Raw genomic sequence first — 15,399 nt, 5'->3', positions numbered from 1 at the left:
TTAAAAATGGAAAAAACGGTCGTTCTCTTTAGAAGAGAAAAGATACAAAATCGCTTGCCATGATTCACATCGAGAACCTATCCAAGACCTATGCCACGCCGCACGGAGAATTCCAGGCGCTGCGCGGCATCAACCTGCACATCGAGCAGGGCGAGGTCTTCGGCATCATCGGTCCCAGCGGGGCCGGTAAAAGCACGCTGGTCCAGTGCATCAACCTGCTGGAACGTCCCAACCAAGGCAACATCTCCATCGGCGGCCAGGCCCTGACGGGCCTCAACGAAGCGCAGCTTCGTGAACAGCGCCGCCGCATCGGCATGGTGTTCCAGGGCTTCAACCTGCTGTCGCGCCGCACGGTGTACGGCAACGTGGCCCTGCCGCTGGAAATCGCGGGCGTGGCCAAGGCCGAGATCCCGGCGCGCGTCGAACGCCTCCTGGCGCTGGTGGGCCTGGAGCATCTGCGCGACCGTTACCCCAGCCAGATCAGCGGCGGCCAGAAGCAGCGTGTCGGCATTGCCCGGGCGCTGGCCAACAATCCGGACGTCCTGCTGAGCGACGAAGCCACGTCCGCGCTGGACCCGGAAACCACGCACAACATCCTGGCGCTGCTGCGCGACATCAACCGCAAGACCGGCGTGACCGTGGTCATGATCACGCACCAGATGGAAGTCGTGCGCGAGGTCTGCGACCGCGTCGCCGTGCTGTCGCAGGGCGAGGTGGTGGAAGTCGGCAGCACGCGTGAAGTGTTCGCCCAGCCGCGCCACGACGTGACGCGCAACATGGTGTCGGCCGCCACCGCGTCGGAACTGACCGACGCCACGCTGGCCGCCGTCCAGGAACGCATCCGCGCGCTTACCGCCGCCAAGCCCGGCCAGGCCGTGCGTCTGCTGCGCCTGTCGCTGACCGGCACCGACGCCTCGGGCGCCTTCCTGTCCGACCTGACCCGCCAGTTCGCGCTGGACGTGGGCCTGGTGCAGGCGCGCGTCGAAGACATCCAGGGCGTGGCCGTGGGCACGATGTTCGTGCTGGCCCAAGGCGCGCCCGCCGCGCTCAAGGACGGCATCGCCGCCCTGAACGCCCGTGACATTACCGTTGAAGAAATAGCTCATGAGTCCGCAACTGATCGACCTGCTTATTACGTCGCTGCTTGACACCCTGCTGATGGTGGGCGTGGCCAGCGCCATCGCGGTGATCATCGGCATTCCGCTCGGCGTGACGCTGACGGTGACCGCGCGCGGCAACATGCTTGAAAACCAGCCCGTGAACCACGTGCTGGGCGCCATCATCAACGCGACCCGCTCCGTGCCGTTCGTGATCCTGATGGTCGCGATCATCCCGTTCACGCGGCTGGTGGCACAGACCTCTATCGGCACCACCGCCGCCATCGTGCCCTTGTCCGTGGCCGCGATTCCGTTCATGGCCCGCATCGCCGAAAACGCTATGCGCGAAGTCGATCCGGGTCTGGTCACCGCAGCGCGCGCGATGGGTGCGTCGCCCATGCAGATCATCATGAAGGTGCTGCTGCCCGAAGCCCTGCCGGGCCTCATCGCCGCCACCATCGTGACCGTTGTCAGCCTGATCGGCTATTCGGCCATGGCCGGCGCCATCGGCGGCGGCGGGCTGGGCGACCTGGCGATCCGCTACGGCTACCAGCGCTTCCAGTCGGACGTCATGGCCGCGGTCGTGATCGTGCTGATCGTTCTGGTGCAGGCCATCCAGAGCCTGGGCGACCGCTTCGTGCGCCGCATGTCGCATCGCTGATCCACTTTGTTTTTTCCTACTTCCGTCATATCGGGATATCGCAACATGAGCATCAAGGTTTTGAAGTCGCTGGCCGCGTTCGCGTTGGGCGCCGCCGTTTTCGCCCAGCCCGCGCTGGCTCAGGACAAGCCCCTGAAGGTCGGCGTCACCGCCGGCCCGCACGCCCAGATCTTTGATGTGGTCAAGGCCGAAGCCGCCAAGCAGGGCCTGAACCTGCAGGTCATCGAGTTCTCGGACTACGTGCAGCCCAACGTGGCGCTCGCCGCGGGCGACTTGGACCTGAACAGCTACCAGCACCAGCCCTACCTGGACAACGCCAACGCTGATCGCGGCTACAAGCTGGTCAGCATCGCCAAGACCGTGATCTTCCCGATCGGCATCTACAGCAAGAAGATCAAGTCGCTGTCCGAACTGAAGGAAGGCGCCCGCATCGCGCTGCCGAACGACCCGACCAACGGCGGCCGTGCGCTGCTGCTGCTGCAGGCCAATGGCCTGATCAAGCTGCGTCCGGAAGCGGGCCTGAAGGCCACGCCGATCGACGTGGTCGAAAACCCCAAGAAGCTGCGCTTCATCGAACTGGACGCCGCCCAACTGCCGCGTTCGCTGGACGACACCGACGCCTCGGCCGTGAACACCAACTTTGCGCTGGAAGCCGGCCTGAACCCGACCAAGGACGCCATCGCCCAGGAATCGCCCGATTCGCCGTACGCCAACGTGCTGGTCGTGCGTGAAAAGGACAAGGACCGCCCCGAGTTCGCCAAGCTGGTCTCGATCTATCACAGCCCCGCCGTGAAGGAATTCATCCAGACCAAGTTCAAGGGCGCCGTGGTGGCCGCCTGGTAATCCAGGAGCTGGACGCGTTCTAAGACGGCCGCCGCGAGCGGCCGTTTTTTCGGCGCGTTGCGGTGGCGGGATACTGACAGATCGCGCCTGCAACACGACCGGCTGTCATTTTTTGACAAGCCCATCGAAATCCGCCATAATTTCGGGCTTCGGTCGGGTTGTTAGCTCAGTCGGTAGAGCAGCGGACTTTTAATCCGTTGGTCGCGAGTTCGAGTCTCGCACAACCCACCACCCCAATTCGCAGGACATTGTGAACGCCGCTATTCATAGCGGCGTTTTTGCGTTTGGGTCCAAGCGCCCTTGGCGTCAAGGGTCAGCGGCCGGCTATAGACCGCGCCTTACGCAGGTACTCGGTAATTTCTGCTTCCGGCACCGCGCGCGAAAACAAAAAGCCCTGCAATTCATCGCAGCCCGCAGCGCGCAGAAAATCGCGCTGCGCAGGCGTCTCGACCCCTTCAGCGTTGATCGTCAGTCCCATTGACCGTCCCAGCATCACGACCGCATTCACGATGGCGGTCGAATCGCTGCCTTCGCCGATATTGGCCACGAAGCTGCGGTCGATTTTGATCTTGTCGACCGCGAACCGCTGCAGGTAGCTCAGGCTGGAATAGCCGGTTCCAAAATCGTCCAGCGCTATCCGGAATCCCGCGGCGCGCAGTGTGGCGATCGCTTTCTGCACCCGGCCATCGTCTTCAATGAACACGCCTTCAGTGACCTCCAGTTCGATCTGCGCGGGGTCCACGCCCGCGCGTTGCACGAGGTCGATGACGCGCTCCGCGAACCCTTGGCCGCGAAACTGCACGGGCGACAGGTTCACGGCGATGGACAGGCCCGGCCATTGCAACGCGGCGTGGCAGGCTTCCTTCAGTACCCATTCGCCCAGCGGCACGATCAGCCCCGTGGACTCGGCCACCGGCACGAAGATCTGCGGCGACACCGGGCCCTTGCCCGGATGGTTCCATCGCACCAGCGCCTCCACGCCCACCAGCTGTTGCGTGCTGCTGTCGATCTGCGGCTGGAAATGGACCTGGAGCTGGCCGCTGTCAGCCAGCGCGCGGCGCAGGTCTTCCTCGATCACCGCCTTGGCCTTCAGCGTGTCGTCCATGTCGGGGGCGAAGAAGCTGTACTGGTTCCTGCCCAGCTCCTTCGCGCGATACAGCGCGATGTCGGCCTTGCGCAGCAGCTCGCTGCGCGTCGTGCCGTCACGCGGGGCCATCGACGCGCCGATGCTGGCGCCCACGAAGGCCCGGCCGCCCAGCAGGTCGAAGGGCTCGCGCACCTCCGCGAGGATGCGTTGCAGCAGCTCGGTCGCGCCAGCTTCGGTCGCGTTCTGCATCAGCACGGCGAACTCGTCTCCGCCCAGCCGCGCGACCGCATCGTCCGGCCCGAGGATGAGCTTGACCCGTCTTGCGAACTCTTCGATGAGCGCGTCGCCCGCGGCGTGGCCCCACGTGTCGTTGACCTGCTTGAAATGGTCCAGGTCCAGCAGCAGCACCGCACAGCACGCATCGGGCCGGCGGCGGACCAGCGCCTGGTCCACGCAGGTATTGAAATAGGCGCGGTTAGGCAGTCCGGTCAGCACGTCGTGAAAGGCGAGATGCTGCGCGTGCGCTTCGCTGGCCTTCAGTTCGACATGGGCCGTCCGTAGTGCGCTCAGGTGCGCCTGTTGCTGGCGCAGCAGGCGATAGGTGCGCAGCGCCAGCCATGCGACAAGGATGAAGGCGCTGGCGAGCATGGCGGCCACGGCGGGCAGCATCGAGCGCCAAAGTTCGGAGCCGGGCAGGTCGGGCCGCCACATCCGATAGCCGAGCAACGCGCCATCGGACGACAGCAGGGGCTCTTCGCGCTCGTGCACTCCATCGTGACGCGTGCGCACGGGATGATAATGAAGCCCGTCTATCAGGTTGTCTCGTGCGAACGAGCGCAGGAAATCCCAGTCGACGAATCTGACGCTCACGAGCAGATTGGGCGTCTCGACCGCCGGGGTATCGAGGTTGGGCGGAAAGCGCGCGACGCGCATCACGCTCACCACCGCAGGCCTTTGCCCGATGGTTGCGAGGTCGGTGGCATGCACGGCGGCAGCCGTCGTGCGCACCGACGAGTTGGTGGAGGGAGGCTGGCCGGGCAGGCGCTCATGGTCGTTGTTGGGCCGGGTGTCCTGTCCGCGAGTCAGCGCGATGAACGGGCGCAGGTCCGGTTCGTACACGGCGTAGCGTTCAGGGGGAACCAGTTCGCCGTGGACATTGCCGAAGCGCACCGTGTTGTCCGGGCCAAGGATGAACACCAGATCCTGTTCGAACAGCCGATGCAGAAAGGCCCCCACGTTGTCGTCGAGCCAGGCCTGGTCGGGCGCGGGCTTGGCCAGTTCATCGGCCAGCATGTCCCAGATGGCGACGGCTTCCTGCGCCTGCGCCACGTCGTCCAGCGTGTTGCTGATTGCCTGCTGCAGCTCCTTGCTCTGGCGCATCGCCGCCATATCGTCGCTTTTGTCGACGGACAGGTGCAGCGAGAACAGCATTGCCGCCAGAAAACCGACAAAGGCGATCAGCAGCAGGACGAGAAGTCCGCCAGCGGAACGGGGAAGCGGCCCTCCATTTATTCTCATGCCGGTACAGCTCCGTGTTGTTGGGGCGATCAACAGACGGATCAGATGCGCTTCGAGGCCGCGTGCCGGCGCGGCAGGATTCGAAGAGGCACGTGATCGATCCGCACGCTGACGCGGTCGTCGACGATTCCGGTGCCGGGCAGACATCGGGCGCCGCAATTCGCGTGCCTGCGCCGCGCGGTGAGAGCGTTTGGCGGCGCCGGGGGCGTGTGGATGCAGCCCGGCATGGCGCTTGCTGCATGACGGGGTTGCCATTCACTGCGATCCCTCGCGGATCGAAATCACCCGATGGACCTTGCGCAAGCGCCAAACCCGGCTGACGATCCGTCGCTGCCGCCATCCCCCCTCGTTGTGATCTCCCCGCATCTGGATGACGCCGTCCTGAGTTGCGCTGGCCTGTTAGCGGCGCGGCCGGGCAGCACGGTCGTGACGGTTTTTACCGCGCGGGCGCCCGCGCAGCATCCGCTGACCGACTGGGACCGCCGATGCGGGTTCGACAGCGCGGACGCCGCGATGACGTGCCGGCTGGCCGAAGACAGGGAGGCGCTTGGCATCGTGGGGGCAGTGGGGCGGGAGCTCGGCTTTCTGGACTGTCAGTACACCGCGACGGCGGATCAGGATGGACCGCAGATCACCGAACGCCTGTTTCACCTGCTGGCGAGCTTGGCGCCCGCGAGCGTGGCGATGCCGCTGGGCGTTTTCCATTGCGACCACGAGCGCGTCAGCGACGCCGCCCTCATGATCCGCGACGCGTTGCCCGGCGTTGCCTGGTTCGGCTACGAGGATGTGCCGCACTGCGAGCGGCCCGGCGTCGTGCAGGCCCGGCTGTCGCAACTGCACGCGCGGGGCGTCATGGCCACGCCGGTTCGTCTGACCGTGGACGCGGCAAGCAAGGCGCGCGCCATCCAGGCCTACGCGTCGCAGCTCAAGGGGTTGGAAAGCACCGCCCTGGAATTGGCAGTGCATGAAACGTACTGGCGGTTGACGAACGGCGCGGCGGATACGGATTGAAGTGCGATAGCGCTGCGCGCGCTCATGAGCGGGCTGTGGAAATGGCAGGGGATGAGATAGCGGGGCAGTCTCGATGCGGGTGCGTCGGCTGAATCGGACGAGACAGCGCGTGGTGTGAAATGTCCGTTTACATGTAGCGTGTAACGTCTAAAATCGGGACACTTCCACGCCGGCTGCCTGACGGCGGCCCCCGCCTCCCCGCGTTGCGCCGTGCCCTCTGGCGCTCATAACCGTGCAACCTGCCATCGGCCCGATTCCCGCCCCTCCGCCGCAAGGTTCCGTGTATGCCGCCCGCATCCATCAGGTGCAGGTGGACGCGCTGCGCCGGATGTTTCCCTTCGCGCTGGCTGGCTCACTGATCACCGCCTGCTTCTCGGTCTTTGCGCTGCTGGACGTGCTGCCCCGTCAGCAGATCCTGCTGTGGATTGCCGTCACGCTGGTGGTCGGCGCATTGCGCCTGGGGGCCATGCTGGCCTACGACCGGCGACGTACCGACCCGGCCGCCGCTCGGATCTGGGTGCGGCGCATGCTGGTGGGCAACCTGTGTTCGGGCATCCTGTGGGGCTTGCCGTTCGCCTACTGGACGTTCATCGTTCCGCTGGAATACCAGCTCTTTTTCATCGTCATCCTGTTCGGGCTGGGCACCGGCGCCATCTACTCGAACTACATGATGTTGCCGGTCATGTACGCGTTCGAGATTCCCGCCTTCGCGCCCATGTTCATCGCGCTGGCGGCGCAGCCGTCCGCCATTCACCTGGCGCTGGTCACCAGCGGGCTGGCCTATCTGGTCGCCACCCTGGCGTTTATCCACCGCATGAACCGCACGCATCTGGACGCCTTGCGGCTGGGCTATGAAAACCTGGCGCTGTTGGAACAGGTGCGCCAGGAGAAGGCGGCCGCAGAACGCAGCGACCTGGAAAAGTCGCGCTTCCTTGCCGCAGCCAGTCACGACCTGCGTCAGCCGGTGCACGCGGTCAACCTGTTCCTGGGGCTGCTCACGAACGAGCGCCTGTCGCGGCATGGCCGCTATCTGGTCGACAACATCGCCAGCGCGATGGCAGCGATGGGCCAGCTGTTCGACGCGCTTTTGAACCTGTCCCGGCTGGATGCCGGCGTCATCGAGACGCGCGTCGAGGCCTTCGCCCTGCAGCCGCTGCTTGAGCGCTTACGGGCGGAATACGCGCCCCAGGCGGCCGAGAAGGGCATCACGGTGCGGGTGCGGGCCTGCGCGGTCAGCGTGCGTTCGGATCCCATCCTGCTTGAACGCATTCTGCGCAACCTGATCAGCAACGCCATCACGCACACGGCGGGCGGGCGAGTGCTGATCGGATGCCGGCGCGCCGGCGGGCGGCTGCGGATCCAGGTCTGGGACAACGGCCCGGGCATTCCGAAGCCGGAGCAGGAACGCGTGTTCTGGGAATTCCATCAATTGGGCAACCCCGAACGCGATCGCAGCAAAGGCCTGGGACTGGGGCTGGCCATCGTGCGCCGCACGGCGCGGCTGCTGGGGCACGAGCTGTCGCTGCGCTCGCAGGAGGGGCGCGGCACCGTCTTTGCCCTGACGGCGCCTATCGCGGAACGTGCAGCGTCGGAGCCGCCTGTGCGTGACCCGGAGCCCGGCATGCCGCAGGTGACCGCGTCCAGCGGCGGCCTGGAGGGCAAGCTGGTTCTGCTGGTGGACGACGATCCGCAGAATCTGGCGGGCCTGTCCATGCTGTTCGAGAGCTGGGGTTGCCGCGTCATCGCCGCCACCAGCGGCAATGCGCTGCTCGAGCGCGTGCTGCCGTTGGCCGAAAGCCCCGCGCTCATCATCAGCGACTACCGCCTGCGCGACCACGAGACGGGCATCCACGTCATTGAAAGGCTGCGCGAGGAATACAACGATCCGGACCTGCCGGCCTTGATGGTCAGCGGCGACACGGATCCGGCCCGGCTGTCCGAGGCCGCCGCCCGCGGGGTGCCGCTGCTGCACAAGCCCGTGCAGGTCCAGGCACTGCGCGAGCGCGTGGCCGGACTGCTTCAGGCCGCCCCTGTTCACCCCCTGACCGGAGACGCCGAATGACGGCAGTGCTATTGATTGACGACCATGCCATGTTCCGCGAAGCACTGGTCATGGCGCTTGACGATGCGCTGCCCGACGTGACCATCCACCCGGCGGCCAGCGGGCGGGAGGCGCTGGAGGTGCTGGACCAGCACGACGCCATCCGCAACGTCATCATGGATTTCTATCTGCCCGACATCGCGGGCGCGGATCTGCTCAAGCGCCTGCGGCAGCGGCGGGCGCAACTGCGTGTGCTGGTGCTGTCGGCGTCGCAGGATCCCGAGGACCGGCGCCGCGCCATGGACGCGGGGGCGCAGGGATTCATGCACAAGTCCGCCAGCTGCCAGGAACTGGCGGCCGCGCTGCTGGCGATTGACGAAGCGCCGGCGCGGGTCATGCACGCTGCGTCCGCCGCCGGCAGTGCCGGCGCCGCGCAGGACGAGGCGGCGCTGCTGCGCGCGCTGACGCCGCGCCAGAGCGAGGTGTTGCGGTTGATGTGCGATGGCCTGCGCAACAAGGAAATCTCGGAACAGCTCAACATGACGGAAAAGACCGTCAAGACGCACGTGTCGGCCATCCTGGGCACGCTTGGGGTGCTGAACCGCACGCAGGCCACGCTGGTGGCGCGGCGCGGCGGCGTGTTCGGCAAGCCGGTCTAGGCCGGGACGACCCTTGCTGCGGCGCATGCGCGCCGGCCGCTGTCCCGGACCACCTTGCCGTCCGCCAGCGCGATTTCGCGTTCCGCAGCGCTGATCGTGTCCGGACGGTGCGCGACAATCACGCGCGTCATCTCAAGCCCCGCAATCGCGGCGTTGACCGCACGTTCCCGGTCGATATCCAGATGGCTGGTCGCTTCGTCCAGGAACAGGACGGCTGGCCGCTTGTACAGCGCGCGCGCCAGCAGCACCCGTTGTTTCTGGCCGCCTGACAGCACCGTGCCCATGTCCCCCACCAGCGTGTTGTAGCCCATCGGCATGGCGCGGATGTCGTCGTGGATTGCGGCGATCTGCGCACATTGGGCAGCGCGCTCGGGGCTGTACTGCGGATCGAAGAAACTGATGTTCTCGGCGAGGGACCCGGCAAAGAGCGCGTCGTCCTGCAACACGGTGCCCGCCATCCGGCGCAGGCAGGCCGCGCCGGCGCCGCGGGCGGGCACCCCGTCGATCAGCACGTCGCCGTCCGTCGGCGCCAGGACGCCGAGCAGGATGTTGATGAGCGTCGACTTGCCGCCGCCCGACGGCCCCGTGATGGCGACGGATTCGCCGGGCTCGATCCTGAAGCTGACGCCGTCGAGCACGTAGGGTTCCTGCGGGCTGTAGCGAAAGCGCAGGTTGCGCACCTCAATTACGGGCGGGCGCACGGGCATGTCGTCCGCCTGCGGCATGTCTTCTATCGGTTCGGGCGACTGGCGTACGATGTCGGCCAGGCGCTCGCCCTGTAGCCTCAGCATCTTTACGTCGACCAGCTTGTCCAAAAGCGCCGCCACGCGCTGGTCGAACAATGTCTTGTAGACGATGAAGGCGAGCAGGGCGCCGACGGTGAACTGACCGTCCAGCACGAGCCTGGCGCCCAGCCACAGGATGACGATGGACGACAGGCCAAACAGCAGGCCGTTGCACGTGCGAAAGAACAGCGCCCACTTCTGCGTGCGAAGATCCGCGTTGATCTCGTTGACCAGCAGCGACAGCCACCGCGACCGGCGGTCGTCCTGATGCTGGAAGAGCTTGATCGCCTTCACCCCGCGCACCGTTTCGAGAAAGTGCGTTTGCTCCTTGGCCGCGTGCACGATGTGCGCCTCGGTGGCATTGCGCAGCGGCGTATAGCCGCTCCAGCGCACGATGCCGTAAAGCGCCATCGCGCCCAGCGAGATTCCTGCGAGCGGCGGACTGTAGACGAACATGAGCACCAGCGTGATGAGCATCACCAGCCCGTCCAGCACGGCTTCCAGGAATGAGGTCGTCAAGGTGCGCTGGATCTCGTCGACGGCCCCGAAGCGCGAAACCACATCGCCCAGGTGCCGCTTTTCAAACCAGGCGACCGGCAGACGCAGCAGGTGGGTGAAGACGTTTGTGCGCCATTGCAGGTTCAGCGTCGTGCTCATGACCATCAGCATCCAGCCGCGCGCCACCGAGGTGAGCTGCTTCATCACCATCAGCAGGGCGAAGGCCAGCGCCAAGGTGGTCAACAGGTCGCGGTCGCCCGTGTTCAGCACGTGGTCCACGATCCACTGCAGGAAGAAGGGTTGCACGACCGTCAGGATCTCGAGGGCCAGCGCCAGCAGCAGCACCTGCGAGCATGCCCCGCCCAGGCCGCGGATGCGCCCGGTGAGTTCGCGCAGGCGCACAGGTGCGCTTGCGCGCGTCTCCTGGAACTGCGGCGTTGGCCACAGTTCCAGCGCGACGCCGGTGTAGGACGCCGACAGCGCCGCAAGGGAGCAGGTGCGCTCGCCGCTCGCCGGGTCGATCAGGGTGGCCGAGCGCGCGTTGATGGCTGTCAGCACCACGAAGTGATTGAACTCCCAGTGCAGGATGCAGGGCAGCTTCAGGAGGCCGAGGGCGCCCAGTCCGGCCTTGACGGGACGCGCCGCCAGGCCAAGCTGGCCGGCCACCTGAATCAGCGTGGCGAGCGTCGCGCCTTTCATCGACACCGGAAAGCGCGCGCGCAGGGCCGCGAGGCTCTGGTGGTGGCCGTGATAGCCCGCAATCATCCCCACGCAGGCCAGGCCGCACTCGGCCGCTTCGGTCTGCAGTAGCCCCGGCACGCGCCGCTTGAATCCGAGCGCCAGGCGCTCCAGCGCGCTCATAGCTTTTCCGCCAGGCGCATGGCCGGATCGAACGCCCACTGGTACAGCCGGCGCGTCTGCTGCAGCAAATCGGCCTCCAGCCGCATGCCGGGCCGCAGCGCCAGTTCCTGGCCTTGCGGGCCGTAGGCGGGCGTCTCGATCGCCACCGTGATGCGGTAGACGGCCTCGTCGTCTGGCGTGTTGCGCTTGGCGTCGTCGAGCTGCCATTCGGGCAGGGCGCTGCGCGCCACGTCCTGGACGATGCCGGTCTGCTGGCCAAACGTCTGATAGGGATAGGCGGCCAGACGGATCAGCACCTTGTCGCCCGGCGCCACGAAACCGACCGCGCGGCTGGGCGCCAGCAGTTCGGCCAGCAGCTTCGCGCCGTCCGGAACAATTGTGGCAATTGGCCGGCGGCTGTCGACCGCCTGGCCGGGATCGGCGGTGGCGGCCGTGACCACGCCCGCATGGGGCGCGGTCAGGACGATCTGGCGCCGCGCCTCGTTCTGGGTCAGTTCGACCGCCACGGCGGACAATTCCCGGTCCAGTTGCGCCAGCTGGTTCTGATGGCGCAGCGTCAGCTCGGCCAGCGACTGTTCGTGTGTCGCAAGGGTGGTTGCCAGCCCGATGCGGTCGCGCTGCAGCGCTTGCAGCAGGTTGCGCTGGTCTAGGAGTTCAGCGCGCTTCTGGTCGGTTTCCTCGGGCGACAGATAACCTTTATCCATCAGTTGCCGATAGCGCTGGGCGCTATCCTGCGCGAGCTTGATGCGTTCGCGCTGGCCGGCGATCTGCTGGTCCATGGCGGCAAGCTGCGCCTTCAGGCTGGCGATGGCGGTGGCCTGGGTGCCGACTTCGCCTTGCTGCAGCAGGGCCGTCTTTTGCCGGGCCTCGTGCAAACTGTCGTGGCGCTGCCGTATCTGCATGCTGATCGCCTGATGCGTGTCGCCCAACGCGCTTTGCTGGTCGCCCGATACGACATACAGCACCTCACCGGCGGCCACGTGCTGGCCTTCCTGCACGCGGCGCTCGAGCACGATGCCCGGTTGCGGCACGTACAGCTTGAGCAGTCCCGCGTTCGGGGCAAGTTGGCCGCTGACGGTCGCGCGCTTGGTATAGGTGCCGAACGCCAGGAACAGGCAGACGGCCAGCACGAAGCCCGCCAGGACGGTCGTCGCAAGGGCGAAGGACACCGGCCGGATCAGGACGATGTCGCCCAGGCCGGAGATGCGTTGCGCGGCGAGCGCTTGGTCGCGGTAGAGCGGCACGGATCGGGAACCTGAGAGGCTTCGCGCTGCGGGGACTGTCCGGGCTCGGACGGCCCCCGCAATGCTCGTCAGTCAGTTCAGCTCAAGAAAACCTGTCTGACACTTGCCGTGCTGGGCATTTGAACATTGGGCTTCGTGGAGAGCTGGGCGTGCGGGTTGTAGGACGAAGCGCCCGTGGAGCGGTTCGGGCCGATTCCGCCGCTGACCTGGTTGATCTCGTCGGCGGTCATCGCTTCGATGCGGAACTCCGCGTTGCCTTGCTGAACCTGCTGTTCCATTTTTTCCATTGCTATCTCCTGCTGCATGCCGGCGGAAAAAGCCGCGCCAACGTCGGCTGAGCGCCCCGCGGGCGGATCCAGCCGCGTGTGTCACGCACCTTCAAGGCCGGGGGCTGGTTTGCTCGAGGCGGACAGTAGCAGCGGCCCGGTGCAGACGCATCGGTCTTTGGTCGTAGATGACGCGCGGCCGCCCGTGATGTCTTTCGTTTTTCAAAGCCATCGCGTATAACTGCCGAACGATATGTGCGCCGCAACATGGTTCATATCGCAATCATTTGATCGCCCGCTCACCCCCCAGCCTCCCGCAAGGAGTACCGCCGTGGCCCGATCCAAAGCGTCGCCGACTGACCGCGATCCCCTGTTGATCGACCTGGCGCTGCAGGGCGGCGGCGCCCACGGCGCATTCACCTGGGGCGTGCTGGACCGGCTGCTCGAAGAATCCTGGCTTGGCATTGACGGCATCTCGGGCACCTCTGCCGGCGCCATGAATGCCGCGGTGCTGGTGCTGGGGCATGCACGGGGCGGCGCCGACGGCGCCCGTGCGGCGCTGGAAGACTTCTGGCGCCGCGTGTCCGACGCCGCGCGCTACAGCCCTTTTCGCCGCAGTCCGCTCGACATACTGATGGGTTCCTGGTCGCTGGATCATTCGCCCATGTTCATCGCCTTCGACCTGGCGTCGCGGGTGTTTTCGCCCTATGACCTCAGCGCTGCGGCCAATCCGCTGGCCGCCATCCTGCAGGAAGTCATCGATTTCGACGAACTGGCGCGCGCGCCCATCCATCTGTTCATCACGGCGACCAATGCGCGCACTGGGCGCGGCCGGGTGTTCAAGAATGCCGAGGTGAATGCCGACGTGCTGCTGGCTTCGGCATGCCTGCCGACCATGTTCCGGGCGGTGATGATCGACGGCGACCCGTATTGGGACGGCGGCTACAGCGGTAATCCCACGATCACGCCGCTGGTGCAGGACTGCCAGTCGCACGACACGATCCTGGTGCAGATCAATCCGGTCGAACGCCCCGGGTTGCCCAGCAGCGCCCGCGAGATCATGAACCGGCTGAACGAAGTCACGTTCAACGCGTCGCTGCTGAAAGAGCTGCGCATGATTGCGCTGCTGCGGCAGGTGGCCGACCCCGGCAATGGCGAGGGCAGGATGTGGGCGGACATGCGCATCCATCGCGTCTCGTCCGATCTGATGGTGGAACTGGGCTATTCCTCCAAGCTCAACGCCGAATGGCCATTCCTGTGCATGCTGCGCGACGAGGGCAGGAAGGCCGCCGACCGCTTCCTGACCGAACATGGCGATGACCTGGGCAAGCGGTCGTCACTGGACATCGACGAACTGCTGGGCGAGGTCTGACCATGGGACTCTTCGGCATCCTGCTCGCGCTGGTATTACTGATCGGGCTGGCCTACCGCGGCTGGAGCATCCTGCTGCTGGCGCCGGCGGCGGCCATGGTGACGGCGGCCGCGGCGGGAGAGCCGCTGCTGGCGCATTGGACGCAGACGTTCATGGGCGGCGCGGCTGGATTCGTGGCCCAGTTCTTTCCGTTGTTCCTGCTGGGGGCGCTGTTTGGCAAGCTGATGGCCGACAGCGGGTCGGTCACCGCGATTGCCGACGCGATGACGCGCAAGCTCGGCGCGCGGCGCGCGATCCTGGCGGTGGTGCTGGCCGGCGCCATCGTCACCTACGGCGGCGTCAGCCTGTTCGTGGCGTTTTTCGTGCTGGCGCCCATGGCGCACGCGCTTTTCAAGTCGGCCGGGATTCCGGTGCGCCTGATGCCCGCGGCCATCCTGCTCGGCACATCCACCTTCACGATGTCCGCTTTGCCTGGTACGCCCGCCGTGCAGAACGCGATTCCCATGCCGTTCTTTGCGACCACGCCGTTCGCCGCGCCCGGACTGGGCATTATCGCCAGCGCGATCATGCTGGGTTTCGGACTGTGGTGGCTGAGCCGGGCGGAAGCGTCAGCCCGGCGCGCGGGCGAGGGCTATGTGGCGCCCGCGGGCATGGCCGCCGACGTGTCTGACGATGTCCTGGTGCGCGAGCGCGCCACGGTCGCGCGCGAGTTCGATCCGGCCGAAATGCACCACGGCCAGCGCAGCCCCGACGCGCCGTCCACGCTGGTGGCCGCGACGCCGCTCGTGGTCGTCATCCTGGTCAACCTGTTCATGACGCTGGTGGTCCTGCCGCGCATGGACACCGCCTGGCTGGCCGAGGCGCGCTGGGGCGGCACCAGCCTGGCCGCGGTGGGTGGGGTCTGGTCGGTGATCACCGCGCTGTTGGCCGCGATTGCCGTGCTGGTGGTGTTGAACTTCCGGCGCCTGCCGTCGCTGCGCGACACCATGGACGCGGGCGTGAACGCGTCGGCGCTGCCCCTGCTTAGCGTGGCAAGCCTGGTGGGTTTCGGCGCGGTGGTCGCGTCGCTGCCGTCGTTCGCGGCGGTGCGCGATTGGGTGCTGTCGATCGAGGGCGGGCCGCTGGTGTCGCTGGCCGTGGCGACCAACGTGCTGGCGGCCTTGACGGGGTCGGCGTCGGGGGGCCTGACGATCGCCCTGCAATCGCTGGCCGCGACATACATGGAGCTGGCCCAGACGCTGGGCATCGATCCGGCGCTGATGCACCGCGTGTCGGTGATCGGCGCGGGCACGCTGGACAGCCTGCCGCACAACGGCGCCGTGGTGACGCTGCTGGCGGTGTGCGGGTCAACGCACCGCGAGGGCTACATGAACATCGTCGTGGTGGGCATCGTGGGACCCATCATCGGGCTGGCCGCCGTCATTGCGCTGGGCAGCGCGCTGGGGTCTTTCTGATG

The 15,399-nt window shown here is 66.5% G+C and carries 11 protein-coding genes, 1 tRNA gene and 1 pseudogene; 9 read left to right on the top strand and 4 right to left on the bottom strand.

Annotated features, from left to right (window positions below):
- Nucleotides 1–59 precede the first annotated feature (59 nt).
- The 4 genes from B2W22_RS24020 to B2W22_RS24005 all read left to right on the top strand — a co-directional run bounded on the left by B2W22_RS24020 (nt 60) and on the right by B2W22_RS24005 (nt 2,832).
- Nucleotides 60–1,148 carry a methionine ABC transporter ATP-binding protein gene (locus B2W22_RS24020; RefSeq protein WP_175125598.1) on the top strand — a complete coding sequence of 363 codons (1,089 nt, stop codon included), beginning with the start codon at nt 60–62 and terminating at the stop codon, nt 1,146–1,148.
- Nucleotides 1,105–1,758: a methionine ABC transporter permease gene (locus tag B2W22_RS24015; protein WP_056569227.1), complete on the top strand. Its 654-nt coding sequence runs from the start codon at nt 1,105–1,107 to the stop codon at nt 1,756–1,758. The genes B2W22_RS24020 and B2W22_RS24015 overlap by 44 nt, the downstream gene beginning before the upstream one ends.
- 45 nt (nt 1,759–1,803) lie before the next feature.
- On the top strand, nt 1,804–2,601 hold the full coding sequence (locus B2W22_RS24010) for a MetQ/NlpA family ABC transporter substrate-binding protein (RefSeq protein WP_175125593.1): 798 nt from the start codon (nt 1,804–1,806) through the stop codon (nt 2,599–2,601).
- Nucleotides 2,602–2,756: 155 nt separating this feature from the next.
- Nucleotides 2,757–2,832: transfer RNA gene (locus tag B2W22_RS24005), tRNA-Lys, on the top strand.
- Nucleotides 2,833–2,914: 82 nt separating this feature from the next.
- Here B2W22_RS24005 and B2W22_RS24000 read toward each other — a convergent pair.
- Nucleotides 2,915–5,206: a putative bifunctional diguanylate cyclase/phosphodiesterase gene (locus B2W22_RS24000; RefSeq protein ID WP_286939794.1), complete on the bottom strand. Its 2,292-nt coding sequence runs from the start codon at nt 5,204–5,206 to the stop codon at nt 2,915–2,917.
- 288 nt (nt 5,207–5,494) lie between these two features.
- On the opposite strand from B2W22_RS24000, the gene B2W22_RS23995 reads away from it, so the two are divergent.
- The 3 genes from B2W22_RS23995 to B2W22_RS23985 all read left to right on the top strand — a co-directional run bounded on the left by B2W22_RS23995 (nt 5,495) and on the right by B2W22_RS23985 (nt 8,917).
- Complete coding sequence (locus tag B2W22_RS23995; protein ID WP_286939793.1) at nt 5,495–6,217, top strand: PIG-L deacetylase family protein; 723 nt, start codon at nt 5,495–5,497, stop codon at nt 6,215–6,217.
- A 232-nt stretch (nt 6,218–6,449) separates the two neighbouring features.
- Nucleotides 6,450–8,279: a hybrid sensor histidine kinase/response regulator gene (locus tag B2W22_RS23990; protein WP_286939792.1), complete on the top strand. Its 1,830-nt coding sequence runs from the start codon at nt 6,450–6,452 to the stop codon at nt 8,277–8,279.
- Nucleotides 8,276–8,917 carry a response regulator transcription factor gene (locus tag B2W22_RS23985; RefSeq protein ID WP_286939790.1) on the top strand — a complete coding sequence of 214 codons (642 nt, stop codon included), beginning with the start codon at nt 8,276–8,278 and terminating at the stop codon, nt 8,915–8,917. Before B2W22_RS23990 ends, B2W22_RS23985 begins: the two co-directional genes overlap by 4 nt.
- On the opposite strand, the pseudogene B2W22_RS23980 reads toward B2W22_RS23985, so the two are convergent.
- From B2W22_RS23980 to B2W22_RS23970, 3 genes and pseudogenes are all read right to left on the bottom strand, one after another.
- Nucleotides 8,814–11,061, bottom strand: a pseudogene (locus B2W22_RS23980) (peptidase domain-containing ABC transporter). The gene B2W22_RS23985 and the pseudogene B2W22_RS23980 overlap by 104 nt on opposite strands.
- Complete coding sequence (locus B2W22_RS23975; protein ID WP_286939787.1) at nt 11,058–12,305, bottom strand: HlyD family secretion protein; 1,248 nt, start codon at nt 12,303–12,305, stop codon at nt 11,058–11,060. The pseudogene B2W22_RS23980 and the gene B2W22_RS23975 overlap by 4 nt, the downstream one beginning before the upstream one ends.
- Nucleotides 12,306–12,382: 77 nt before the next feature.
- Nucleotides 12,383–12,592: a hypothetical protein gene (locus B2W22_RS23970; protein WP_175185973.1), complete on the bottom strand. Its 210-nt coding sequence runs from the start codon at nt 12,590–12,592 to the stop codon at nt 12,383–12,385.
- A gap of 367 nt (nt 12,593–12,959) precedes the next feature.
- Here B2W22_RS23970 and B2W22_RS23965 point away from each other — a divergent pair, with 367 nt between their 5' ends.
- Entirely contained in the window at nt 12,960–13,943 is a 984-nt protein-coding gene (locus B2W22_RS23965) for a patatin-like phospholipase family protein (RefSeq protein WP_414632021.1), read from the top strand.
- A gap of 2 nt (nt 13,944–13,945) precedes the next feature.
- Nucleotides 13,946–15,397 (top strand): GntP family permease, encoded by a 1,452-nt coding sequence (locus tag B2W22_RS23960; RefSeq protein WP_175125573.1) that lies wholly within the window; start codon nt 13,946–13,948, stop codon nt 15,395–15,397.
- Nucleotides 15,398–15,399: the final 2 nt, after the last annotated feature.

The organism is Achromobacter sp. UBA4530 (assembly GCF_002388205.1).
Taxonomy (GTDB): Bacteria; Pseudomonadota; Gammaproteobacteria; order Burkholderiales; family Burkholderiaceae_B; genus Achromobacter; species Achromobacter animicus.
Note: the sequence above shows the minus strand (reverse complement) of the source record. Positions and strands in the feature narration are given on the sequence as shown.